16 protein-coding genes are annotated in these 23,646 nt (G+C 69.7%); 7 read left to right on the top strand and 9 right to left on the bottom strand.

Annotation, left to right across the window (positions count from 1 at the left end; all coding sequences use genetic code 11):
- The 3 genes from Mth01_RS27395 to Mth01_RS27385 form a co-directional block, all read right to left on the bottom strand.
- Positions 1–339, bottom strand: a 339-nt coding sequence (locus Mth01_RS27395; protein WP_204018852.1) for a radical SAM protein, incomplete at its 3' end; no start/stop codon positions are given.
- A 213-nt stretch (positions 340–552) separates the two neighbouring features.
- A complete protein-coding gene (locus Mth01_RS27390) occupies positions 553–765 on the bottom strand; it encodes a DUF397 domain-containing protein (RefSeq protein WP_204018851.1) in 213 nt (70 codons plus the stop codon).
- A complete protein-coding gene (locus Mth01_RS27385; RefSeq protein WP_204018850.1) occupies positions 756–1,532 on the bottom strand; it encodes a helix-turn-helix domain-containing protein in 777 nt (258 codons plus the stop codon). Before Mth01_RS27385 ends, Mth01_RS27390 begins: the two co-directional genes overlap by 10 nt.
- Before the next feature lie 10 nt (positions 1,533–1,542).
- On the opposite strand from Mth01_RS27385, the gene Mth01_RS27380 reads away from it, so the two are divergent.
- The 5 genes from Mth01_RS27380 to Mth01_RS27360 all read left to right on the top strand — a co-directional run bounded on the left by Mth01_RS27380 (position 1,543) and on the right by Mth01_RS27360 (position 14,200).
- Positions 1,543–1,797: an ATP-binding protein gene (locus tag Mth01_RS27380; protein WP_204018849.1), complete on the top strand. Its 255-nt coding sequence runs from the start codon at positions 1,543–1,545 to the stop codon at positions 1,795–1,797.
- A gap of 647 nt (positions 1,798–2,444) precedes the next feature.
- Complete coding sequence (locus Mth01_RS27375) at positions 2,445–5,579, top strand: type I restriction endonuclease subunit R (protein ID WP_204018848.1); 3,135 nt, start codon at positions 2,445–2,447, stop codon at positions 5,577–5,579.
- A gap of 24 nt (positions 5,580–5,603) precedes the next feature.
- Positions 5,604–7,169: a serine/threonine-protein kinase gene (locus tag Mth01_RS27370; RefSeq protein ID WP_204018847.1), complete on the top strand. Its 1,566-nt coding sequence runs from the start codon at positions 5,604–5,606 to the stop codon at positions 7,167–7,169.
- Between the two features lie 372 nt (positions 7,170–7,541).
- The gene (locus Mth01_RS27365; RefSeq protein ID WP_239090049.1) at positions 7,542–10,850 is read left to right on the top strand and encodes an ATP-dependent helicase; all 3,309 of its coding nucleotides are present in this window, start codon (positions 7,542–7,544) and stop codon (positions 10,848–10,850) included.
- A gap of 59 nt (positions 10,851–10,909) precedes the next feature.
- A complete protein-coding gene (locus Mth01_RS27360) occupies positions 10,910–14,200 on the top strand; it encodes an ATP-dependent helicase (protein ID WP_204018853.1) in 3,291 nt (1,096 codons plus the stop codon).
- Between the two features lie 4 nt (positions 14,201–14,204).
- On the opposite strand, the gene Mth01_RS27355 is transcribed toward Mth01_RS27360, so the two are convergent.
- From Mth01_RS27355 to Mth01_RS27340, 4 genes are all read right to left on the bottom strand, one after another.
- A complete protein-coding gene (locus Mth01_RS27355) occupies positions 14,205–14,885 on the bottom strand; it encodes a Uma2 family endonuclease (protein ID WP_204018846.1) in 681 nt (226 codons plus the stop codon).
- A gap of 201 nt (positions 14,886–15,086) precedes the next feature.
- Entirely contained in the window at positions 15,087–16,775 is a 1,689-nt protein-coding gene (locus Mth01_RS27350) for an IucA/IucC family protein (protein ID WP_204018845.1), read from the bottom strand.
- The gene (locus Mth01_RS27345) at positions 16,772–18,553 is read right to left on the bottom strand and encodes an IucA/IucC family protein (protein WP_204018844.1); all 1,782 of its coding nucleotides are present in this window, start codon (positions 18,551–18,553) and stop codon (positions 16,772–16,774) included. The genes Mth01_RS27350 and Mth01_RS27345 overlap by 4 nt, the downstream gene beginning before the upstream one ends.
- Positions 18,550–19,806: an ATP-grasp domain-containing protein gene (locus Mth01_RS27340; RefSeq protein WP_204018843.1), complete on the bottom strand. Its 1,257-nt coding sequence runs from the start codon at positions 19,804–19,806 to the stop codon at positions 18,550–18,552. The genes Mth01_RS27345 and Mth01_RS27340 overlap by 4 nt, the downstream gene beginning before the upstream one ends.
- 133 nt (positions 19,807–19,939) lie before the next feature.
- On the opposite strand from Mth01_RS27340, the gene nudC reads away from it, so the two are divergent.
- The gene (gene nudC, locus Mth01_RS27335) at positions 19,940–20,860 is read left to right on the top strand and encodes an NAD(+) diphosphatase (RefSeq protein WP_239090048.1); all 921 of its coding nucleotides are present in this window, start codon (positions 19,940–19,942) and stop codon (positions 20,858–20,860) included.
- A gap of 27 nt (positions 20,861–20,887) precedes the next feature.
- Here nudC and Mth01_RS27330 read toward each other — a convergent pair whose 3' ends face one another.
- Together Mth01_RS27330 and Mth01_RS27325 are read right to left on the bottom strand one after the other, a co-directional pair.
- On the bottom strand, positions 20,888–21,127 hold the full coding sequence (locus Mth01_RS27330) for a mycoredoxin (RefSeq protein ID WP_055480719.1): 240 nt from the start codon (positions 21,125–21,127) through the stop codon (positions 20,888–20,890).
- Between the two features lie 136 nt (positions 21,128–21,263).
- Positions 21,264–22,274, bottom strand: a complete 1,011-nt coding sequence (locus Mth01_RS27325; RefSeq protein WP_239090047.1) for an alpha/beta hydrolase — start codon at positions 22,272–22,274, stop codon at positions 21,264–21,266.
- Between the two features lie 163 nt (positions 22,275–22,437).
- On the opposite strand from Mth01_RS27325, the gene Mth01_RS27320 reads away from it, so the two are divergent.
- A partial coding sequence (locus Mth01_RS27320) for an ATP-dependent helicase (protein WP_204018840.1) occupies positions 22,438–23,646 on the top strand: 1,209 nt, incomplete at its 3' end.

Below are 23,646 nucleotides of genomic sequence, written 5' to 3'. Positions count from 1 at the left end.
GTAGGAGGTCGCGAGCCGGACTCCTGGCAGGCGGAACGTCTCCCACATGGCCGGTGTCACGTGGACGAGGTTGGTGTAGATCTCGACCTCCATTCCGGCGTCGAGCGCGTGTCGGACGAGCTGGGGCATCGCTGGGTGCAGCGTCGGCTCACCTCCGATGAACTGCCCCATTTTCGCGCCAGCCTCACGAGTCTGTGAGATGACGCGCTGCCAGTCGGCGACGGTCATCGTCCCGTGGCTGCCATCGGGGCCGGACGAGGCGTAGCAATGATTACAGGCGAGCTGACACTTTTCCGTAATCTCCCACCAGGCGAAGTCGAGGAGATCGAGGCTCTGCAAAGTACCTCCCGCGCGTTCTGAGAGCCGCTAAGAGCACGCCCTATTGCAGCCGTGCCTTCCGACGCTTGCATCACATCGGTCCTGGCTTCGACGTTAAGGCGGGATCGGACAGGGCACCATGAGTAGTGGAAGTTCGACGTACGACACACACGCCGGTGTGATGAAAATGCCCCCAGTGATTACCGGGGGACTTTTCTGTGCGTTGTAGTCCGACTAAAAATCGAACTCGCCGCGCTTGGCTCCGTCCAGGAATGCGTCCCAAACGCTCGCGGTCACCACGAAAGGCACCTGACCTGGGCGTTCGGTGTCACGAATCGCTACACGTCCCCCGGACAGAGGGGCGACCTCAATGCAGTCTCCTCCGTTGGATCCGCTCTTGCTGGCCTTGCGCCAATCGGCGGTCCTCAATTCCTCGTTCAGGTCCACGTCTTTGCTGCCTTTCTGATCAGCTCGATAGACACATGCTGGGGGTGTGCCTCGGCTCGTATGGCGTCGTATCGCACATGGAGGGCCTCGACATTTTCCGACCGGTCGGTCACCTGGCCATCTCCGGCGGATTCGAGATACACGGTATCCGGACTTCCGGAAAGCTGCGCGATGACGAAGCCGCCGAGGAGTCCCGTGGTGGCTCCCAAGGCCAAGGGGACCACTTGGACAGCTATGCGGGGACTCTCGGCCATCTCGGACAAGCGTTCGAGTTGCCGGCGCATCACGTCCCGGCCTCCGATAGGGCGATGCAATACGCCTTCATCGAGTACTACCCAGAACATCGGGGGATTCGAGCGGGAAAGGATGATCTGACGCTCAAGTCGCGCCTGTACGGCCTTCTCTGCCTGTTCGTCCGTGACACCTGGCTCGCCTCGCAGCACCGCGCGGGCGTACTCCTCGGTTTGTAGCAGGCCGGGGACGAGGAGCGGCTGCCACGTTCGAAGGGTGTGGGCCTCCTGTTCGATGTCCAGCCATTCGCGGAACCATCTGGGGCTCGCCTCGCGGCTGATGAGAGGCCAAAGGCGCAGTAGCTCGCCGTTGGCTCCCAGGGCTTCGTCGCAGCGCTCGACAAAGTCCCTGCTTGGGGGTCGCTGGGCTCTCTCGATGAAGCCGACCAGGCTTGGGCTGAACCTGATCCTGTCGGCCAACTGCTCCTGCGACCAGCCGACATTCTTTTGGGATTGCCGGCTGAGCGAACTGGTCACTAATGCGATCGTGCATACCGATTCCGGAATCGCACCGGACGGGCTGGTCACCGTGTATCTGGCTGCCGGGTGCGGGAGGGTGCACGTCGAAGTGATCGATGAAGGATCGGCAACCAGTACTCCCGTGGTGCGTCAGGTGCACGACGACAGCGACGGTGGGCGGGGACTGTGGATGCTTGATCTCATGGCTACCGCCTGGGGATCTCACCTGGATGACGAAGCAGCAGGGGTCGTGTGGTTCGAGATCGCCCACGGTGCCGCCTGAACCCCGAGACACAAGGGTCCACATAGACACAGAGAGCGCAGCGACTGGCGCCGTTGTGGAGCACTACCAAGGGGCCGCATCAGCGGGTGGCCGCCTCGGCGTCGCCGTGCCCAAAGCAGTTCATCGAGCTCACGCCCGCCTGGCCGCCCAGCCGATCATCCATTCCCTAGAGACACGCCACAAGACGAATCCGTTCTCCTGGCCGGTCTTGTCCAGCCGCCCCGACCGTCATGGCGCCTTTGCGGCCTCTGTCTGGGACACAGGCCTCTGTGTGCATACACAGGCATCTGTTTGCCTGCCAGCGTCTCTGTCGGACGCAGATGGCGGCGCTATCCATACAGAGCTTCTCTCAAGGCCGTGGAACAGGGACGTCGAGGTGGCGGTGCTGTCGAGTGGGTTGAGAGCCCACCATGAGACCGTCGCCGGCATCGGTGGCATTTCTACGGTCCCGCCATGGAGCATGGCTGATGATCGGTTGGGCTCGGCTATGTAGTTGTGTACTATGTTCACGAGTCGATCAGGTCTCATTTCCGCTGAAGGGTTCTTTCGCATGGCGATATGACGGTGTCGTCCAGTGACACCATGTGTATCCGCCCTTGCAAGTCCCGCCACCCCATGATGGAGACCCCGGCGAAGGGAACGCGAGCATGGCCCCGGTGCATCATGAGAAGGTTTTTGAGGACGCCATCGAGTCGGCTCTGCTCAAGCGGGGGTGGGGTAGGGGCTCGAACGAGCTGTTCGACCATGCGCTCGGTCTGAACCCAACCGAGTTGCTGCACTTCGTCCAGGCGACCCAGCCCAAGCAATGGACTCGCCTGGTCACCCTGCAGGCTGGGGATGAGGCGGGGGCAGCGCGGCGGCTGGCGGAGGTCGTGGCCAAGACGATCGACGCCGACGGGGCGCTCGAGGTCCTCCGGCACGGCGTCAAGGACCGGGGCATCACGTTCCGGATCGCCTACTTCCGGCCGGCCCACACGATCGCCGCCGACGCGCTGGAGCCGTACGAGAAGAACATCCTGAGCGTGGTGCGGCAGTTCCGCTACGCGGCCACGGGCAACGACTCGGTCGATCTGGCGCTGTTCGTCAACGGCATCCCCGTCGCCACCGCCGAGCTGAAGAACGACCTCACCGGGCAGACGGTCGAGGACGCCAAGGAGCAGTACAAGGCGCGCGACCCCAAGGAGCTGGTGTTCGCGAAAAGGACGCTGGTTCACTTCGCGGTCGACCCGAAGCTGGTGTTCCTCACCACGCGGCTGGCCCGCGAGCAGACGCGGTTCCTTCCGTTCAACCAGGGGACGGGCGGCCCGGGCAACAAGGGCGGCGCGGGCAATCCCCAAACCAGCGCGACAGGCACCTACCAGACGGCGTACCTGTGGGAGCGGATCTGGGCGTCGCACACCTGGCTTGACCTGCTCAAGCGGTTCCTGCACGTGGAAGACGAGGACGTGAAGAAGGGCCGGGGGCGCAGGCCGCAGCCCGGGAAGGCGCACAAGCTGCCGCTGATCTTCCCGCGCTACCACCAGTGGCACGCGGTGCGCGAGCTGACCACGCACGCCCGCCGGTACGGCTCGGGCCACAACTACCTGATCGAGCACTCGGCCGGGTCGGGCAAATCCAACACCATCGCCTGGCTCGCCCACTCGCTGTCCAACCTGCACACCTCCCACAGCCTGGCCGAGATCGCTCCGGAGGCGTTGGAGATGGGCTATCAGCCGAACCATCCGGTGTTCGACAAGGTCATCGTGATCACCGACCGTGTCGTCCTGGACCGGCAGCTGCAGGAGACGATCTACCAGTTCGAGCACACGCCGGGCGTCGTACAACGCATCGACCAGGACTCCGCGCAGCTCGCCGAGGCGCTGCAGGGCGAGACCGCACGGGTCATCATCACCACGCTGCAGAAGTTTCCGTACATCCTGCAGCGCGTGGAGGGCCTGCGCGGGAAGCGGTTCGCGGTGATCGTGGACGAGGCGCACTCCTCGCAGTCCGGCGAGGGCGCGGCGGCGCTCAAGCGGGTGCTGCGGCGGCTCGGCAGCGACGAGATCGATGAGGACGGCAACCTGCTGACCGCGAGCGCGCTGGCCCGGGGCAGGCATGACACCCTGTCGTACTTCGCGTTCACCGCGACGCCGAAGCCCAAGACGCTCACACTGTTCGGCACGCCGGGCCCGGACGGCAGGCCGCGGCCGTTCCACATCTACTCGATGCGGCAGGCGATCGAGGAGGGCTTCATCCTCGACGTGCTGAAGAACTACATCACCTACCAGACGCTGTGGCGGTTGATGAGCCAGGAGCCGGACGACCGGCAGGTGGAGCGGCGTAAGGGACAGGCGATGCTGGCCAGGTTCGCCGAGTTGCACCCGACCAGCATGCAGCAGCGGGCACAGATCATCGTCGAGCACTTCCGCCGGCACACCGCGCCGCAGATGGGCGGCCGGTCCAAGGCGATGGTGGTCACCCGCTCGCGCGAGCACGCTCTGCGGCTCGGCCAGGCGATCCGTGACTACGTCGAGGTGAACGGCTACCCCAACTGCGGCACGCTGATCGCGTTCTCACAGAAGCTGACGGTGACGGACGAGAACGGGGTCGAGCACGAGTACACCGAGGCCGGGCTGAACGGATTCGGCGAGAAGGAGCTGCCGGACCGGTTCGCCTACTGCCGGGCCGACGACACCTCACCGCCGGCGGCCGACAAGCCCGAATATCGGATCCTCGTGGTCGCGGACAAATACCAGACGGGCTTCGACCAGCCGCTGCTGACCACGATGTACGTGGACAAGAAGCTGGCCAGTGTGGCGGCGGTGCAGACGCTGTCCCGGCTGAACCGGACCCACCGGCTGAAGTCGCAGGGCGACATCTTCGTGCTGGACTTCGCCAACAAGGCCGAGGACATCCAGGCCGAGTTCCAGCCGTTCTACGAGGGCACGGCGGCCGAGGAGATCGACCCCAACCTGCTCTATCGCCGGGCGGCAGGCGTACATGGGCATGCCCTGCTCGTGGTGTCGGAGATGCAGGCGCTGGCCGAGGCGTACCTGCAGGCCGAGCGGGTGTCGGCGACGCAGCGCGACTGGGAGAAGGCCCATGCCGCTCTCTACCGCTTCACCGAGCCGGCCGTACGCCGGTTCGAGGAGCGGCAGCGGCAGGACGCGGAGACCGGCGACGACTCGGCCGAGCAGTTCCGTGCCGACCTGCGGGGCTTCGTGCGGCTGTACGGGTTCCTGTCGCAGGTCGTGCCGTACACCGATGACGACCTGGAGCGGCTGTATCTCTTCGGCAGGTTCCTGCTGAACCGCCTGCCGCGCCGCGAGGACCCCGCGGTGGACATCGGCGAGGTCGATCTCACCCACCTGCGCATCAGCAAGACCGGCGAGCACGACGTCAGCCTGACGCCCGTGCCCGGCGGGGAGGTGACGCTGCCCGCGCCGTCCGGGGAGAGTTCGGCCGCGGCCGAGCCGGAGATGACGTCGCTGCACGCGCTGATCGCCGCCGTCAACGACAAGTACGGCCTGGGCCTCTCCGATGCCGATCAGATCTGGGTGGAGCAGCAGTTCCAGGAGGCCGTCGGCAACGAGTCGCTGAAGGTGGCCGCGCTCGTCAACGACGAGGCGAACTTCGGCGAGGTCTTCGCCGACCACCTGGAGAAGGTCGTCGTCGACCGCCACACCGGAAACACCAACCTGGTGCAGCGCTTCTTCGACGACTCGCTGTTCCGGTCGAGGATCACCGACCTGGGCCGCAAGCAGGTGTACCGAATGATCCGCGAAAGCAACGACCTTGAGTGATACGCCAGTGATATAAGCGTGATCATGGATGCGGGCACGGTCGTCGGGGAACGGTACCAGCTGGTCTCACGCTTGGGCGAGGGCGGCTACGGCGAGGTCTGGAAGGGCTTCGACCAGTCGCTGGACCGGCATGTGGCTGTCAAGTTCATTCGCGCGGAGAAGTTCCCACTCCAGGAAGAGCTGGACGAGGCCGAGCAGCGGTTCCGCCGGGAGGCCCGGGTCACCGCCAAGCTCCGGCATCCGGGGGTGCCGATCGTCTACGACGTCGGCACCCACGAGACGTCGCTGTTCCTGGTGATGGAGCTGGTCGACGGATATCGCATCGATCACCTGATCGACGAGCACGATCCCCTGCCGGTGGCCTGGGCCGCGGCGATCGGCGCCCAGGTGTGCGCGGTGCTGACCGTCGCGCACGCCCAATCGGTGATCCACCGGGACCTCAAGCCGGTGAACCTCATCCTCTGCGCCGACGGCACGGTCAAGGTGCTCGACTTCGGCATCGCCGCCGTCCTGGACCCCGGGGCGACGGTGATCACTCGCCTCGGGGAGGGGGTCGGCACCTTCTGCTACATGGCGCCCGAGCAGGCCATCACGGGGAAGGCGGACGCGCGCAGCGATCTTTACGCGCTGGGCTGCGTGTTGCACGAGTTGCTGGCCGGGCGGCGGGTCTTCGAGTCGGCGGTCCCACAGGCCGAGCTGGCCCGGCATTACTCCGAGGCGCCCCCGCGGCTGCGGTCGCTACGGGCGGACGTTCCGACGGGGTTGGAAGACCTCGTCCTGTCACTGCTGGCCAAGAACCCCGCCGACCGGCCCGCGTCCGCCGCGGAGGTCTACGAACGGCTGTTGCCGTACGTGACGGCGCTGCCGCCGCTACCCGGTGCGACGACCGCTGCGCCCGCACCTGACCCCGGCCGGATGTACGCCGTGGTGGCCGAACGTATCGCCGAGACCGCCCTCGTCGGTCCACCGATCCCAAGTCAGCCGACCCCACCCGCATCGAGGCTGTCGAGGAACGAACTGATCGCGGCCAAGAAGCAGGCGGAGGGCCTCGCGATCGACGGGCGGCTCAGCCAGGCGATCGAGGTGCTGAAGGACGCCGTTTCCGCCTGCGCCGCCCTGCCCGCTGAGCGCCAACTGCTGATCGCGCTGCGGATGGATCTGGCGAACGCGCGATTCGGAGCGCGAGACTACGCGGCGGCGCTGCGCGACTTCGAGGGCGTGCTTCCCACACTTGCCGACATGCTCGGAGTCCGGCATCACGCGGTCTTCGACTGCCGATACAACCAGGCGCTGAGCATGGCGGCTCTCGGCCGCAACGAGGCCGCGCTCAGCCGGATGACGGCCCTGCTCGCCGATGCCCGGGTGACCCTGGGTGAATCCGATCCCTTCCCCCTGCTGCTCCGCCGGGAGATCGCCGCGCTCCTGATCAAGCTGGGGGAGCGGCGGCAGGCCGTCACCCTCCTGTGCGCGTTACTCCCCGAGATGATCGCGGTCCTGGGCGTCGACGACGCCGAGACCCGGCAGGCCCAGACCCTCCTGGAGAACCTGGAACGCCTCGACGACCCCGGCCACGAAATAACGGGTTGCTAGGAGGCGTCTTACCTCCGCCGGGTGGAGTTCTCTCTATCCGGGTTGTGCTTTCCTCCGCTGTGGCCGGCCACGCGGGTTCCGGCTGCCCGCTGCATCCATTCCATCTCTGTTACGTTCCGTGTCGCTCAGGCAACCATGCGTACCATCGGAAGTAGGGAGAGATCGAGAGGATGGCGGCCAGATGGCGCGCCGGTGAGCCGCTCACATTGCCGGAACCGTTCGGGATCGAGGTGGACACCGGAGCGCTTTTCGGCTGAGTGGTGCCGGGCGGCCCGGTCACTTGCTCCACACGTGTGGGCCCTGGCCACTCTTTTCCACAGGGCTGGGCGATCGGGCACGATCTGTGTCCGTCATCTGGTGGAATGCTGAGTTGTGAGTGGTCAGAACTACCGCCTGGTGCGCCGGGAAGGCCTGGGGCGGCGCGACATCCCCGTGCTGGACGAGCATCAGCGCGCCGTCGTCGAGCACGAAAGCGGCCCGCTGCTCGTGCTGGCCGGGCCGGGCACGGGGAAGACCACCACCATAGTGGAGACCGTCGTCGACCGGATCGAGCGGCGCGGCGTCGACCCGGAACGGGTCCTGGTCCTCACCTTCAGCCGGAAGGCCGCCGGTGAGCTGCGCGAACGCATCACCGGACGGATGCGCCGCACCACGAGGACACCGCTCGCCCTCACCTTCCACAGCTACGCCTACGCGCTGCTGCGCCGCGAGGCCGTACTGGCCGACGAGCCGCCGCCGCGGCTGCTGACCGGCCCGGAGCAGCTCCTCGAGGTACGGCGGCTGCTCCTGGGCGAGCTGGAGGACGGCGCGCGACACTGGCCGGACGACATGCGCGAGCTGCTCAAGACCCGGGGCTTCGCCGAGGAGCTGCGTGACTTCCTGTCCCGGGCGGCCGAGCGTGGGCTGGACGGTGACGCACTCGTCCGCCTGGGCCAGGCACAGGGCAGGGTCGACTGGGCGGCGGCCGGCGCGTTCTTCAACCGCTACCAGAATCGCTTCGATGTCGACCCAGTGCGCGCGCTCGACTATGCGGAGTCGATCCGGGCCGCCGGGGATCTGCTGGCTGACGGCGAGGTACGGCAGCGTGAGCGGGACGCGTATGACGTGGTGCTCGTGGACGAATATCAGGACACCGATCCCGCGCAGGAGTTCCTGCTCGCGCAACTCGCGGGTGACGGCCGCGACCTGATCGCGGTCGGAGACCCGGACCAGTCGATCTACGGCTTTCGCGGCGCGGACGTGCGGGGGATCCTGGAGTTCCCGCAGCGGTTCCAGACCCGGGACGGGCGGGACGCGCCGGTCATCGCCCTGCGCGTCTGCCGGCGCAGCGGCCCCGTGCTGCTCGACGCCTCCCGCCGGGTCGCCCGTCGGCTGCCCGCCGCCCCCCTGCCGGGCTCCGGCGGCGGCCACCGCGACCTGCTGCCGACGCCGGCGGTCGCGCCGGGCGAAGCGCGGGTGCTGCTGGCCGACAGCGAGAGCCAGGAGGCCGCGGTGGTGGCGGACACGCTGCGCCGGGCCCATCTGATCGACGGGGTGCCCTGGTCGCGGATGGCCGTGCTCGTACGCAGCACGGCCCGGCAGCTGCCGCTGCTGCGACGTGCGCTCATGACCGCCGGCGTGCCGGTGGCGGTCGCGGGCGACGAGCTGCCGATCGTCGCCGAGCCCGGTGTCCGGCCGTTCATCACGCTGCTCAGGGTCGCGGCACGGCGGGAGTCACCCGACGCTGAGACCCGCCGGGAGGCGCTCGACGTCGCGACGGCCGAGGAGTTGCTGACCGGGCCGCTGGGCGGTACGGACATGATCGGGGTCCGTCGGCTGCGGAGAGCACTGCGCATCGCCGAGAACGAAGCCGTCGCCGCGGAGCCGGAGGCCGCGGGCTCTGCCGAAGCCGTCGCCAGGGAGCCGGACGCCGCCGCTCATGACGCCGATTCAGGTGCCGGAGTCGTACAGGTCACCCGGCCTGACGTCAGGCCCGGGGTGCCGCGATCGTCCGACGAACTGCTGCTCGCCGCCCTGTGGGACACCAACGAGCTGATTCATGTGGAGCCGCACATCGCGGCCCCGGTCGAGCGGGTCGCCCGTCTGCTCAAGCCGGCCTGCGAAGCCGTACGGCAGGGCCGCGGCGCCGAGGAGACGCTGTGGGAGATATGGCAGGCCAGCGGCCTCGCCGAGCGGTGGACCGAGGCCGGGCTGTCCGGCGGACACCGGGGGGCCCAGGCCGACCGCGACCTCGACGCCGTCGTCGCGCTGTTCGACCATGCCGCCAGGTTCACCGACCGCCTGCCCAAAGCCGGGGTGGCGGTGTTCCTCGACGACCTGGCCTCCCAGGAGATCGCCGGTGACACGCTCGCCGAGTCGGCGCCGGAGGGCGAAGCCGTACGGATCCTCACGGCGCACCGCTCCAAGGGGCTCGAATGGGACGTCGTCGTGGTCGCCGGGGTGCAGGAGGGGATCTGGCCCGACCTGCGCCTCCGGGGATCGCTCCTCGGCACCGACGCGCTCGTGGAGCTGACCGCGGGTGCGGAGCCGAGCGGTCCCAAGGCGGAGGCGGCCACGCTCACGTCGAAGCTGCTCGCCGAGGAGCGGCGGCTGTTCTACGTGGCGGCGACCCGGGCACGCAGCCGGCTCATCGTCACCGCGGTGGGTGGTGAGGACACCGAGGAACGGCCATCCCGCTTCCTCACCGAACTGCTGCCCGACGGCGTCGAGAAGGCCACCACGGACGACCGGGCGCGCTGGCTCAGCATGCCCGCCCTTGTGGCGGACCTGCGCTCGGTGGTCTGCGACCCTGAGCAGCCGGAGTCGCTGCGCCGCGAGGCGGCGGCCCACCTCGCCAGGCTGGCCCGCGCAGGGGTGTCCGGAGCCGCGCCGAGCGAGTGGTACGCGAAGACGGAGCTCTCCGACGACCGGCCGCTCGACTGGCCGGGCGGCATCGTCCAGATCTCACCTTCGGCCGTCGAGACGTTCACGGAATGCGGGCTGCGCTGGGTGCTGGAGCGAGCGGTCGGCGCGAGCGAGTCGGGCACCAGCCAGCACCTCGGCACGGTCATCCACGCGATAGCCGTACTGGGCACCAAGGACGGCGTTGACCTGATCGAGCGGCTGAACGACGTCTGGGACAACCTCGACTTCGGCGGGGTGTGGTTCAACCGCAAGCAGCGCAGGGTCGCCGAGCAGATGATCGACCGGTTCGCCCGGTGGCACAAGGGCAACGAGCGCGAGCTGGTCGAGACGGAGGAGGCGTTCTCCGTCATGGTGAGAGACGGCGTGCAGATCACCGGCCGGGTCGACCGGTTGGAGCGCGACCGCGAGGGCCGCGCGGTGATCGTCGACATCAAGACCGGCGGCAGCAAGCCCAGGAGCGAGGAGATCGACCGGCATCCGCAGCTCGGGGTGTACCAACTCGCCGCGATGCTCGGCGCGTTCGAGCGGCTCAGGGGAGTGGGGGGCGCCTCGCTCCTACATGTGGGGAAGGCCGCGGGCAAGGCGGACGCGGCGGTCGAGCAGGTGCAGCCGCCGCTCGATGGCGATCCCGAGCACAACTGGGCCAGGGATCTGGTCGAGGACGTCGCGACCGGGATGACGCGGACGCGCTTCGTCGCCCAGGTCAACGACGGCTGCCGCACGTGTGCGGCGAAGATCTCCTGTCCGGTCAACGACAACGGAGGCCAGGTGTGCTGACCGAGGCAGTGGGGAACCCGGCACTCGACCCCGGCGAGCTCGCCCGCCGACTGGGCATCATGCCGCCCACCCCCGAGCAGGCGGCCGTCATCGAGGCCCCGCTCGAACCCGCCGTCGTCGTGGCGGGGGCGGGGTCAGGCAAGAGCGAGACCATGGCCGGACGCGTCGTCTGGCTGGTCGCGAATGGTCTGGCGAGGCCCGAGCAGATCCTGGGACTCACCTTCACCCGCAAGGCCGCGGCCGAGCTCGCCGAGCGGGTGCGCAGACGCCTGACCGGACTGGTGGAGGCCGGGCTGGTCGAACCGGAGCTGCTCGACTCGGAGCCGACGGTCTCGACCTACCATGCCTACGCCGCCCGGCTGGTCGCCGATCACGCGCTCCGCGAAGGGCTGGAGCCGACGATGCGCCTGGTCACCCCGGCCGTGGCCTGGCAGCTGGCGGCCCGGGTCGTCGGGCAGTACGAAGGCCCGATGGACAAGGTCGATCTCGGGCCGGTGAGCGTCACCAAGGCGGTCCTGGACCTGGCCGGTGAGATGGCCGAGCACCTGTGCGGCGCCGACGACGTGCGCGAGGTCGGCGGGTGGCTGCGGGAGCGGCTGGCGGGCCTGTCCGGGCGGATCATCAAGGACCAGCGGACGCCCGCGGAGACCCAGGACATCCGCGAGCAGTTGCTGCCGATGGTCGAGGCGTACGAACGGCTGAAGCGGAGCCGCGAGGTCATCGACTACGGCGACCAGATGGCCCTGGCGGCGCGGATCGCCACCCGCCACCCCGAGGTGGGGATGTCCGAGCGGACGCGCTTCGCGGTCGTGCTGCTCGACGAGTACCAGGACACCAGCCACGCCCAGCTCGTACTGCTCCGCGCGCTGTATCACGGGGGCCACCCGGTAACCGCCGTCGGCGACCCCTGCCAGTCGATCTACGGCTGGCGCGGCGCCTCAGCCGGCAATCTGTCGCGGTTCCCCCGGGACTTCCCGACCGCCGCCAGGGATCCCGCGCCCGTGCGGCAGCTCTCCATGAGCTTCCGCAACGGCGAGCACGTGCTCGGCGTCGCCGCCGAGATCCAGCGTCCGCTGCGCGCCGAAGCGCGTCAGGTGCCGGTGCTGGTCCCGGGTGACAACCGGGTCGGCCGCGGCCGGGTGGTGTGCGCCTTCCACGAGACGGCCGAGGACGAGGCCGGCTGGATCGCCGAACGCGTGGCCACGCTGCTCCGCTGGGAGGGCGCGCCGGACGGCCTGCCCTGGACTGATGGGGAGCGGGGTCGCGGAGAGCGTGATTCGCGCGGTGAGGCCGTGCAGCCGAAAGACGTCGCGATCCTCGCCCGCAAACGATCGCAGTTTCCGGCGCTGCGCCGGGCCCTGGCGGCGCAGGGCATCCCGGTCGAGGTGGTGGGCCTCGGCGGTCTGCTCACGGTGCCCGAGGTCGCCGACATCGTGGCGACCCTGCGGACGCTGTACGACCCAACGGCCGGTGACGCGCTGGTACGGCTGCTCGCCGGCCCTCGCTGGCGGATCGGCCCGGCCGACCTCAAGGTGCTGGGTGACCTCGCCCGAGAGCTCAACCGGGAGATGCGGAGCGGGAAGCGGGCCGAAGACCCGCTGGAGCAGGTCGTCCTCGACCTGGCCGAAGAGCGCGGCAGCCTGATCGACGCCCTCGACGAGCTACCCGAGCTGTTCGACCGGCGGCCCGAGTGGCTGGAGGGGTTCTCACCGGCCGCGCGGGAGCGGCTGCCGCGGCTCGCTCTCGAACTCCGGCTGCTGCGCGCGCACGCCGGGCAGCCGCTGCCCGAACTGATCTCCGAGGTGGAACGGCGGCTGGGCCTCGACGTGGAGGTCGCGGCGCGGGGCGGCGCAGTCGGCGGCCCGCTCGCCGCCCGTGCCGACCTGGACGCGTTCCTCGACGCGGCCGCCCGGTTCGCGGGCGATGCGGAGGATCCGACCCTCGGCGCCTTCCTCGCCTACCTGAAGGCGGCGGAGGCCGAGGAGTTCGGGTTGGAAGCCGGGCGCGTGGGCGACACCAACAGCGTCAAGTTGATGACCGTCCACGCGTCGAAGGGCCTGGAGTGGCCGGTCGTCATCGTGCCCGGGCTGTCGCAGGTCAGGACCCAGAAGGGGGAGATCGCCAGAGGAAGCGTCTTCCCGGCCACACCCGTGACCAATTCGAGATGGACCAAGAACCCGCGCAAGCTGCCCTACCCACTGCGTGGCGATCGGGCGGATCTGCCGGCGCTGGCCGGCTTGGAGAAGGACGTCCTGGCCGACTTCGACCAGCGGTGCCGCGAGCGTGATCTGATGGAGGAGCGGCGGCTCGCCTACGTGGCGGTGACGAGGGCGCACTACCTGCTGGTGGCGTCCGGTTATCGGTGGGGGACCTCGTCCAAGCCGCTGGAGCCGTCCGATTTCCTGATGGAGATCCGCCGAGCGGGCGCCCGGATCGATCTCTGGCACGACAGCGGTGACGACGAAGACGAGCAGAACCCGCTGCTAGCCGAGCCGCCACGTAAGGAGTGGCCCGTCATCTCCGTGGCCGACGGCGTCGACGACGGCGCCCGCCTGGTTGAAGAAGCGCTGGTTGAAGAAGCGCTGGCGGAGGAGGTGCCGGCCCGGGAACCGGCGACGGACGAGGCGGCGGACCTGCGGGCCCGGGGTCTCAGGGAGCGCGATCGGGAGCGGATGCGGTCCTGGGCGCGGGACACCGAGTTGCTGCTGAGAGAGCGCGAGACGAACCGGCGGCGGACCGGGATGGTCGTCGAGCTGCCGGCCAGGCTGACGGTGTCGTCGCTGGTGACACTGGCCGCCGATCCCGCGGCGTTCGCCCGCCAGGTGCGCCGGCCGGTGCCGCGCAAACCGGCGCCGCTGGCCCGGCGGGGCACGACGTTTCATCGCTGGCTGGAAACGCGCTGGGGTCAGCAGCGCCTCATCGACGACTTCGATCTGCCCGGCGCTGCGGACGAGCTGTCCGATGCCGACATCCAGCTCACCGAGCTGCAGGAGCGGTTCGAGGAGAGCGAGTGGGCCGGGCGTGAGCCGCTCGACCTGGAGGTGCCGTTCGAGACGATGATCGCCGACCGGCTGCTGCGCGGTCGGATGGACGCGGTCTTCCGGGAGGGGGACGGGTTCGTGGTGGTCGACTGGAAGACCGGTGAGCGTCCGCAGGGCAGGGCGGCCGAGAACGCCTCGGTGCAGCTCGCGGCGTACCGCATGGCCTGGGCCGCGCTGGCGGGGGCGCCGCTGGAGAAGGTCGGCGCGGCTTTCCACTATGTCCGGTCGAACGAGACGACCCGTCCCGTGGACCTGCTCGACGCGGACGGCCTGGCGGCCCTGATCCGGCGGGTGCCCGAGGTGGACTGACCGGTCAGCCGAAGAGCGTCCCGGTGTCCAGCTTGATCCCGAACGGCTCCGGCAGCTCGACGAGCTCGCCCTCCTCGACCATCAAGATCTGCCGGTACGGATCCCGATCGTCATCGGGGGTGAGATCCGGCAGCGGATCGCTCAGCAGCACGACGGTCCGCGTCTCCGCGAGCGGATCCACGATCAGGTAGAGCGGGACGCCGGCCCGGGCGTAGTCGAGCGGCTTCTCCTCCCAGTCCACGGAACGGGTGCCCGGCGAGCACACCTCCGCGACCAGCAGCGCGCTGTGTCCCTTGACGCTCATGTCGTCGAACTGTTCGGCATCGTCCGGGGCGACCATCAGGTCGGGAAGCCGGAAGTCGGGGAAGGGCGGGATATGCACTCCCCAGGTCTGGTGGAAGCGCCAGCCGTTGGCCAGCTTGAGCGGGTACAGGATGTCGGAGAGCCGGTCGACGATGTTGGAACTCTCCCTGCGTGTCCTCGGGCTCACGACGACCTGGCCCCGTGAGATCTCGGCCGTGTAGCCGGCCTCATTGAGCTCCAGGCAGAGCCGCTGGACGACGTCCTTCTCGTCGACCGGCTCCGGCCCTGGCTCGGGGACGTGGGCGGGTGCGGGGGGTGGTGCTGCGTGGATGCGCATGTTCTGCTGGTGCCTGCCGTGCTTCGTCGGCATCGTGAGCGCCATCTCGTCGCCATCCTCTCTGGGCTCCTGACGTCCGATGGTACGCATCGTTGTTTTGGGGCCACAGAACGTAACAGCACTGGAATGAAGGGGGGCGGGGAGACGGGAACGCGTACGACCGGTCGCGGTGGAGGAAACCGGCGCCTCGGGTGGAGAGAACCCCACCCCTGGGAGCAGGACTCCCCCTTGGGGTGCAACCCCTGGTCAGTGGCCAGGGCCGATTGACACGAGTGGGTTGGCGACGGGGACGTATCCGGCGGCGCGGTCGGCATGCCGTCGCCACCGCACGCCGAGGTTGGCCTTGGCGGGCAATGTCGCGCCGGAGAGCAACGCCCTGAGCGGGGCCGGCCATCCCTGTTCTTCGGCGTAGCGAGACAGCACCTCCCTGGCCGCCACCCAGAGTTCACTCAGGACGTGACGCTCCCGAGCCTGGTCGGCCACTTCCGCGACGGTGGCGGCGATTTCGGCCAGATGGTTGACCATCAGGCAGTACGCGACCCGGTTCCAGCCGTGGTCGGGCGCGTATGTCATCGCCTCGGCGACCCGCTCCGGCAGACCCGACAGGTCGTGGCGGCCCTCGACCAGCTTGGCCCCCTCCAGATCACGGAATATCGCCTCGACGGGCAGGCCATCCGGACTGACCCCGACCAGCACGTTCTGCAGGTGCGGTTCGAGCACGACGCCGTGGTGGACGAAGGCGTCGAGCGACGGTACGGCAACGCGCTCGACGTAGGCCCGCCACCAGGTGATCGGTTCGGCCCGCCGGCGTGCCTCGACGACCTCCGGAACCCCCGTGCCCCGCACTTCCGCCATGCCGTACGGCGAGGTGGCCAAGACGTATGGAGAGGTGGCCAAGACGTATGGAGAGGTGGCCAGCGCGGCGGCGAGGACCGGGGTGACGCCGGGCCCGCACCCGGACCAGGGGCCGGACCGCACGATCACCCCCAGGCCTTCGAGAAGCCGGGTGCCGAGATCCGCCGACCGATATCCGGGCTCGGGCAGCCATCGGGTGCCCGGGAACCGCTCGGCCAGCCGGTCGAAGATCGGCCCGAGTCGCCGGGTGAGCTCGACCGATCCGACCAGTTCGTACCAGGCGTTCTTCCGCACGCAGTTGGTGATCCGTACGTCCAGGCTGAATTTGAGACAGACCGCCGAGACCGGGTCGTACACGGTCCGGACCGACGAGGTGGGGAAGACCGGGCGGGAGCCGTACCCGAGATCGACGAGCCGCCCGTCGGCGAGCGGGGCGCGCAGGTCGGCCGCGAGCAGTTCGAGCTGCCACGGATGCGCGGGCAGCGGCACGTATCCCGGCGGAGCGGCTGCGATCGTGTCGAGTGCCGACGTGTCGCCCTCGCCCGTCACGAGGTCGGCGCGGACGCCGAGCAGCCGGAGCGGGAAGTGCGCGTGCGCCTCCGGCGCGTACCGCTCCCATCCCGTGCCGGTTCGCGTCTTCGGCGAGGGATGGAACGGGTGTCCGGCCACGAGGGCCTGCTCGGAGGCGAGCCATGGGTCCGCCGGGGGGGTGGCGAGCTCGCGGGCCGCCAGGAGCGTCGTGACGGCGTCCCGGCTGGCTGCGACCTGCGCCGCGAACTCCCCGTTGAAGCCACCGTCGAGATCTCCCGCGAGCTCCCGTTCGACAAGTTTGATCAGCATGTCCGAGGTCAGCGGCTCCCACACTCCGCCGGCCAGCCGCTGAGCGCGATCACAGAAGTGCAGAGCGATCCCACCACGGGCAGGCACGCGAACGCGGGTCCCCCCGATGCTCGCCAGCAGGTACGGCCCGGCGGTCCGCACCCGAGACCCGCACAGTTCACGTATGCAGCAGCGCAGCAGGGCGCCGAGCGTGACCTCCTCGGCCAGGGCGGAATGCGGGTCGAGCAGCAGGCTGTTCATGAAAGCCTTTCGGGTGCCCGGCGGTCGGCTTCACGGGGCGGTGCGATGCCGACGGCGGCGCGGTTCGGTCGTGGGCGGAGATAGTTGGGGCCGGTCGTGCCGTAGAACTTGTTGATGTCGCGCGCACCCGTTCGCTCCTTCGCGACGAGCGTCCCGGCGACGAGCATCGACTTCCCGACGAGCCGCGCGGCGTCGATCGTCCTGGCCCGCAGCAGCGCGGCCATCGGGACGTCGCCGCACCGGTCGAGGGCCGCCGACAGCGCCTCCCGGACCAGACCGCCGGCGGTGGCGACGTCGGCGAGCGCTCCGTGGACCACGGCCATCGCGGCCAGGTGAAGGGTGATGGTCACGAACACGTCGGCCAGGGCGTGCGGGTCACGCGTCAGCATGCGGTCGTCGCCGAAATCCGGCACCTCGATTCCCGCCGCCCGCAGAAGATCGGGGGAGGCCAGCAGCCCGTCGTTGTCCTTTATCAGCAGTCGCATCGATCCATCGCGGAACAGCAGCGCCAGGTTCTGCTGATGCGCCTCCAGCGCGATGCCGTACCGGACGAACAGGGTGACGTTCCAGTCGAAGAGCGCGGCCAGGTAGTCGCGCAGCAGCGCCGTGAGGTCACCACCGTGGAACCAGTCGGCGAGGTCGTGCAACACCATCCGGGGTCGGCGCCCCTCGCCGGAGTCGAGGCCGGGAAGTTCGGGAAGCGCGGCGAGCAGCGCCGCCACCGGCACGATCTCACCCTCGGGCAGGCCCCGGACCAGCCAGCCGAGGTATTCGTGCCCGGCATGGCCGTACGCCTGCTCGTCCGTGAGCGACACCCGCATCAGCGGCTCACGGGCGAGCACCTCCCGCAGCAGCGACTCGGCGAGGGCGCCGTCGCGCAGTGTGCCCGGTTTGATCGATCGGCGGTTGCGCAGGCCCAGTGTGCTCGTCGGGAGCGGCAGCTTGAGGTGGATCCGCTCGCCGACCTCGACCGTACGCATCGACAGCGTCGGCCGGACCGTCAGGTACGGCTCGGGCGCCGCGATGACGGGTGCGTCCGCAAAGGGGGCGTCGGCAAAGGGGGCGTCGGCCAGTGCGGGCACGGTGAGCGGGTGAACGGGGAAGAGCAGGTGGGTCCGGGACATCGCCCGGGGGAGTCCGACGTGCTCGGGGAGCGGCCACCACGGGAAGTCGCCCGGATCGACGGTCGCCGTGACATGTCCGTACGGCACCGCCGCCCAGGCCAGCCGGAACGCCGGGACGAACTCGGGGGCGTGGCCGACCAGGTCGTCGGGGGACAGACCGAGGCGGCAGCGGGCGGTGGGATAGACCGGGTGATCCACCCCCGCGGCCAGCGCCTCGTAGAAGATCAGCCCGCGGCCGGTGCTCTCCGAGCGCAGGCGGCTGAGCACCCGGCCGCGGTGGCGGTGGTGCAGCTCCAGCGCGGTCAGCGTCTCGCGGCACTCCCTGGTGAAGGCGGCGACACCGGCGGCGTCGGCCGGTTCGGCGACGGCCTCCAGCGTTCGCAGCACCTCCGCCAGGCTCGGCCCTCCTTCGGCGTTCTTCTCCGTCTTCCCCGCTTTCTCCGTCTTCTCAGCCCCGAGCGGTGGCACGGGGACGGCGAAGTCCTGGAACGGTGAGTCGGCGGCCAGGCGCACCCGCCGGCCCGAGGCGAGACGCAGCGTGACCCCCTTCCTGTCCCGGGTGAGCCGGGCGGTGATCCCGCCGTAGTCCTCCCTGATCAGGGCATTGAGCACGCGCGCCGCCAGGTGGCGTTCCCGGCCGGAGACACGCGTCATGCGATCACCCAGGGGTGGGCGGCGCGGAAGGCGTCGATCGCGGAGTCGATGCCGGCCCGGTCCGAGCCGATCGCGCGGATCAGACCCAGGTAGTCGCGGTTGGTGTTGGTCGGGTCGATCCGATCGCCGACCGCGCGCAGCGGACGATGCCACAGGCGCACGCCGTTTCGCGGTGTCGAGCGGTCCTGGGGAAGCGGCGGGGCCTGGGAAGGGACCAGGGCGGGCGGGGCGGCGGTGATCACGCCTGGCCGGTCGGCGACGACGCTGACCACCGCACCATGTAGATCCACGCTGTGGCGGCCCGGGCCGTACGGCTCCGCGACGCCGGGAAAGACGCCGGGAAAGACGCCGGGAAACGGGTCCGGGAGCGGCTCTCCGGCGTGGACGCGCAGGATCCACTCGTGCAGCGGCACGCCGACCAGGTCGGCCAGCAGAAAGTCGCAGTTGTCGCCGATCAGCCGGTAGTTGACCTCGATGATGCGCGGGCCGTCCCGGGTGATGACGTACTCGGTGTGGCAGGCGCCCAGACCGGCCCCGAGGGCGGCGAGCGCGGCGGTCACGTGGCGCCGGTGACCCGTCGGGGGATCGGGATGCCAGTCCAGGCGTTCCTCGACGAAGTGGGGGAGCGGCCCGAGCGTGGTGCGGAACCCCCCGATGACCGCCGTGGTCCGGCCGTCGCCCAGCGTCTCCAGCGTGTGGAGCGGCCCTTCCAGGTACTCCTCGGCCACCAGCACGTCGTCCGGCCGCCGTTTCCTGATCTCGCGCACGGCGACGGCGAGTTCCGCCGGGCCTGCGGCCAGCACGACGTCCTCGCTGGCCACGCCCATGGCGGGCTTGACCACCACCGGGTACGGCACCGCCTCCGGCATGGCGGCCATGCCGGGCGGGAGCCGTACGGAGCGGACCGGCTCCACGGCGGCGAGGCGGAGGCGACGGCGCATGAGTGCCTTGTTCTTGGCGGTGGCGCAGGCACGCCAGTCCTTGTGCGGCAGATCGAAGTACTCGGCGGCCAGGGCGGTCTCGGCCTGCAGGTGGTCGGAGTTGGAGAACACGACGTCCGGACGGTGGTGCGCGGCGATGGTGTCGATCAGGGCCCGGGGGTCGCACACGTCGGTCGCGATGACCTCATGATCCGGGTAACCATCGGGTTGGTCGGTCAGGATGGTCACATCCCAGCCCAGGGCCGCCGCGGCGGGAAGGAAGCCGTCGATCACGGAGTCGGTCGGGTTGAGGGTGGTGAGGTACAGGCGCACGCGACCTCCGAGATCCGCAGTAGGTAAGCCTTACCTAACTCGCGTCATCGTAGCCGCTGTCAGATCACTCCGCGCGGGGAATCGCCGCAGGGGGGTCGGTTGTTCTCGCGGGCACTCATGGAAGGATGACGCCGTGGAAATCTCGGATGGGCCCCTCGGACCGCTGCTTCTGGCTCGTGGCACGATCGACCGTTCGGCGCTCCTGCGTAATGACGGGGATTGGCTGGAGCGAGCCTGGGCCGCCGAGAAGACCCGGGTCCTGATCGTCCACGAGGGCAGCACGTCGGTCCGCAGGTTCACCGACGGCGCCGCTCTGACGTTGACGTCCCCCCTCGAAGCGCCCGAGGCCGCCCAGGAGGCGAGATATCTGCTCGGCGTGGATGATGACGGCGTCGCGTACTTCGCCGTGCGGTCCCCGCTCCCGCCGGGGGACACGGTGGCCCTGCGTGAGGCGGCCGGACTGCTCGACGACCGCGACGCGGGGCTGCTGGTGAATGCCGTGGCCCTCGAGGCGTGGCACGCGACCCACGAGTTCTGCCCGCGCTGCGGGAGCCGTACGGATGTCGTGGCGGCCGGGCACATGCGGGTCTGTCCGCGTGACGGCAGCCAGCACTTCCCGAGGGTGGACCCCGCGGTGATCATGCTGGTGCACGATGACGACGACCGGGTGCTGCTGGCGCGCGGTCAGGGCTGGCCGGAGGGCCGCATGTCGGTGCTGGCAGGCTTCGTCGAGCCGGGGGAGTCGCTGGAGCACGCGGTGATCCGTGAGGTCGTGGAGGAGGTCGGGGTGACCGTCACCGCGCCGCGCTACCTGGGCAGCCAGCCCTGGCCGTTCCCCCGTAGCCTCATGCTCGGGTTCTTCGCCCGCGCGGTCACGACCGAACTGCGACTGGACCGGGAGGAGATCGCCGAGGCGCACTGGCTGTCGAGGGCCGAGCTGACCGCACTGGTCGAGGCGGGCGAGTTGGGCCTGCCGGGCCCGGTCTCGATAGCGTGCAGGCTCATCGAGGCCTGGTACGGCGGGCCCGTCTCGAGGACCGGCGACTGGCGCTGAGAGTCACGGCCGGGGAGTTTTCGGCGGTCAGCAGGCGCCGGCGAGGTGTCGTTTCACCTCGGCGACCGAGGGGTTGGTCATCGTGTGGCAGTCGGTGACGACGGTGGGGACGACCTGGTTGCCGTTGTTCACGCTCATCACGAACTCCGCGGCCTCCGGGTGACGTTCGATGTCGACTTCGTCGTACGCGATGCCCTCCCGCGTGAGCTGGCTCTTGAGCCGCTTGCAGGGGCCGCACCAGCTTGTCGTGTAGACCGTGAGCGCCACGTTCGTCCCTTTCTCTCGATACCACACCGCCGTGGGGTGTTCTGAGCAGTCATTGGAACACGCCGCAGCCCCCTCCTGTTCCCGCCCCAGCCCCCCGGTCCGTGATCTCACAGACAGGTGATCACTGGGGCGGGATCTAACGGTTGAGGCGGGAGGCGATCCAGGCCTGGACGGTCTCGGCGACGCCGGGTTCCCGGTAGAGGGCCGAGCTGTGCCGCGTGCCGGGCATCGTCATGATCGTCATCGGGACCCCGACCGCCAGGAGCTCCTGTCTGAGGATCTCGCTCTGGTACGGCGGGACGAACTCGTCGTCGGAGTGGAACGTGAGCACAGGCGCGTCACCGGGCGAAGCGTGGAACGCCACCTCCATGCTCGACCACGCCCGGGAGCACCTGCCGGGCGTGCACCCGCCGGCGAGCAGGAGGGCCGACCTGCGCAGTTTGCGCACCGCGGTGTCCGCGAGCGGGTCCGAGCCGTCCTCGTAGGACACGAGCGGCGACACGACCGGGGAGATCCCGACGACGCCGCGCAGGCCGGGCAGACCGTCGCCGTACGTGCCGAGCGCGGTGGCGATGTGGCCGCCGGCGGAGAAGCCGACCAGGACGTAGCGATCGGGGTCGGTGTTGAACAGGGCGGCGTGCCGCCGCACCGTCCTGATCACGCTGAGGGCGTCGGTCCGTTGGGCGGGCCAGGGCGCGTCGCCGGACAGTCGGTAGTTCATGTTGACCACCGTGTAGCCGAGCCGTACGTAGCTCTGGCTGATCGAGGTCAGCGACCTCTTGTCACCGCTCGACCACCAGCCGCCGTGGATGATGAACACAGCCGGCCGTCTGGGGCCGGTGGAGTTCCACCAGACGTCCATCCGCTGCCGCGGGTGCTGGCCGTACGAGAAAGTCCGCACTCTGGTGCCGACGGGCACGGCGGCGTGGGCGGGGGCGCTGGGGGAAGGAGCGGGCGAGACCGCGGGATCCGGCGTGGCGGTGGCCGTGGCCGTGGCCGTGGCCGTGGCGGTGGGAGCCGGGCTCGGCGTCGGGGCGGGCGTGGGATCGCCCGCATGGGCGCCGCCCGTGCTCGCGTTCGTGGGCCCCTGAGCGAGCAGCACGGTGGTGAGCGCGAACGCGCCACCGGCCGTGAAAACGCGAGTCAACGCAGCTCTCGCCGCTTTCCGCACGGCCTGGTCCCTCCCCGCTGTCGCGCGTGTACGTCGCGCCGCCGACCGGCCCCCACCGCCGGATCGGTGGGACACATGTCGGAGGCTGCTGGAAGGATGATGCCAGTACATCCTCCGCACCGCATGTTGGGAGCGCCACGTGGACGTCCTCGAGGGGCTGGATCCCGAGCAGCGCGCAGTGGCCGAGGCGGTCCGCGGCCCCGTGTGCGTGCTCGCGGGCGCGGGCACCGGCAAGACGCGCGCCATCACCCACCGCATCGCGTACGCGGTGCACAGCGGGGTGATCGAGCCGCACAGCGTGCTCGCCGTCACGTTCACCACCCGCGCGGCGGGCGAGCTCAAGCAGCGGCTGCGCGTCCTGGGCGCACCGGGCGTCCAGGCCCGCACGTTCCACGCGGCGGCCCTGCGCCAGCTCAGCTACTTCTGGCCGCGCGTGATCGGCGGAGATCCGCCGCAGGTGATCGAGTCCAAACTGCCGCTGCTCATCGAGGCGTCGCGCGATCTGCGGCGTAACGCCGACAGGGGAGAGCTCAGGGACGTCGCCGCCGAGATCGAGTGGGCCAAGGTCACCCAGATCGGTCCGGAGGACTACCCGACGGCGGCCGCCAAGGCCCGGCGGACCCCGCCGATCGCTCCCGAGGAGGTGGCCCGGCTCTACGAGGGTTACGAGGACCTGCGCCGACGGCGCAACCTCATCGACTTCGAGACCATCCTGGAGTTGACCGCCGCGGTGATTACTGAGCATCGCGAGGTGGCCGCACAGATCCGGCAGCAGTACCGCTACTTCGTCGTCGACGAGTTCCAGGACGTCAACCCCCTGCAGAAGCTGCTGCTCGACACCTGGCTCGGCGGGCGCGACGACCTGTGCGTGGTGGGCGATCCCAACCAGACGATCTACTCCTTCACCGGGGCGACCCCGCAATATCTGACCGGCTTCGCCGTCGAGCATCCGTCGGCGAGTGTGATCAGACTGGTGCGCGACTACCGCTCGACCCCGCAGGTGGTCACGTTGGCCAACCGGGTGATGGCGCGTTCGCCCCACCGGCTGGAGTTGCTCGCGCAGCGTCCGGACGGCCCCGAGCCGGTTCTCACGGAGTACGACGACGAGGAGGCCGAGGCGCTCGGAGTCGCGCTCACGGTGAAGAAGCTCATGGCCGACGGCGTCCCGGCCAGGGAGATCGCCGTGCTGTTCCGGATCAACGCCCAGTCCGGGGCGTACGAGCAGGCGTTCGGCGAGGCCGGCGTGCCGTACCTGCTCCGCGGCGCCGAGCGGTTCTTCGACCGGCCGGAGGTGCGGCAGGCCGTGGTGCTGCTGCGGGGGGCGGCCCGCTCGGCGGGCGGAGCCGAG

Source organism: Sphaerimonospora thailandensis, from assembly GCF_016863115.1.
Taxonomy (GTDB): domain Bacteria; phylum Actinomycetota; class Actinomycetes; order Streptosporangiales; family Streptosporangiaceae; genus Sphaerimonospora; species Sphaerimonospora cavernae.
Note: the sequence above shows the minus strand (reverse complement) of the source record. Positions and strands in the feature narration are given on the sequence as shown.

What these genes read in the sequence shown, in the direction of transcription:
- Mth01_RS27360 (WP_204018853.1), top strand. Translation starts at nt 10,910, where the DNA reads ATGCCGCCCACCCCCGAGCAGGCGGCCGTCATCGAGGCCCCGCTCGAA.
- Mth01_RS27370 (WP_204018847.1), top strand. Translation starts at nt 5,604, where the DNA reads ATGGATGCGGGCACGGTCGTCGGGGAACGGTACCAGCTGGTCTCACGC.
- Mth01_RS27355 (WP_204018846.1), bottom strand. Translation starts at nt 14,885, where the DNA reads ATGGCGCTCACGATGCCGACGAAGCACGGCAGGCACCAGCAGAACATG.
- Mth01_RS27345 (WP_204018844.1), bottom strand. Translation starts at nt 18,553, where the DNA reads ATGACGCGTGTCTCCGGCCGGGAACGCCACCTGGCGGCGCGCGTGCTC.
- Mth01_RS27350 (WP_204018845.1), bottom strand. Translation starts at nt 16,775, where the DNA reads ATGAACAGCCTGCTGCTCGACCCGCATTCCGCCCTGGCCGAGGAGGTC.
- Mth01_RS27375 (WP_204018848.1), top strand. Translation starts at nt 2,445, where the DNA reads ATGGCCCCGGTGCATCATGAGAAGGTTTTTGAGGACGCCATCGAGTCG.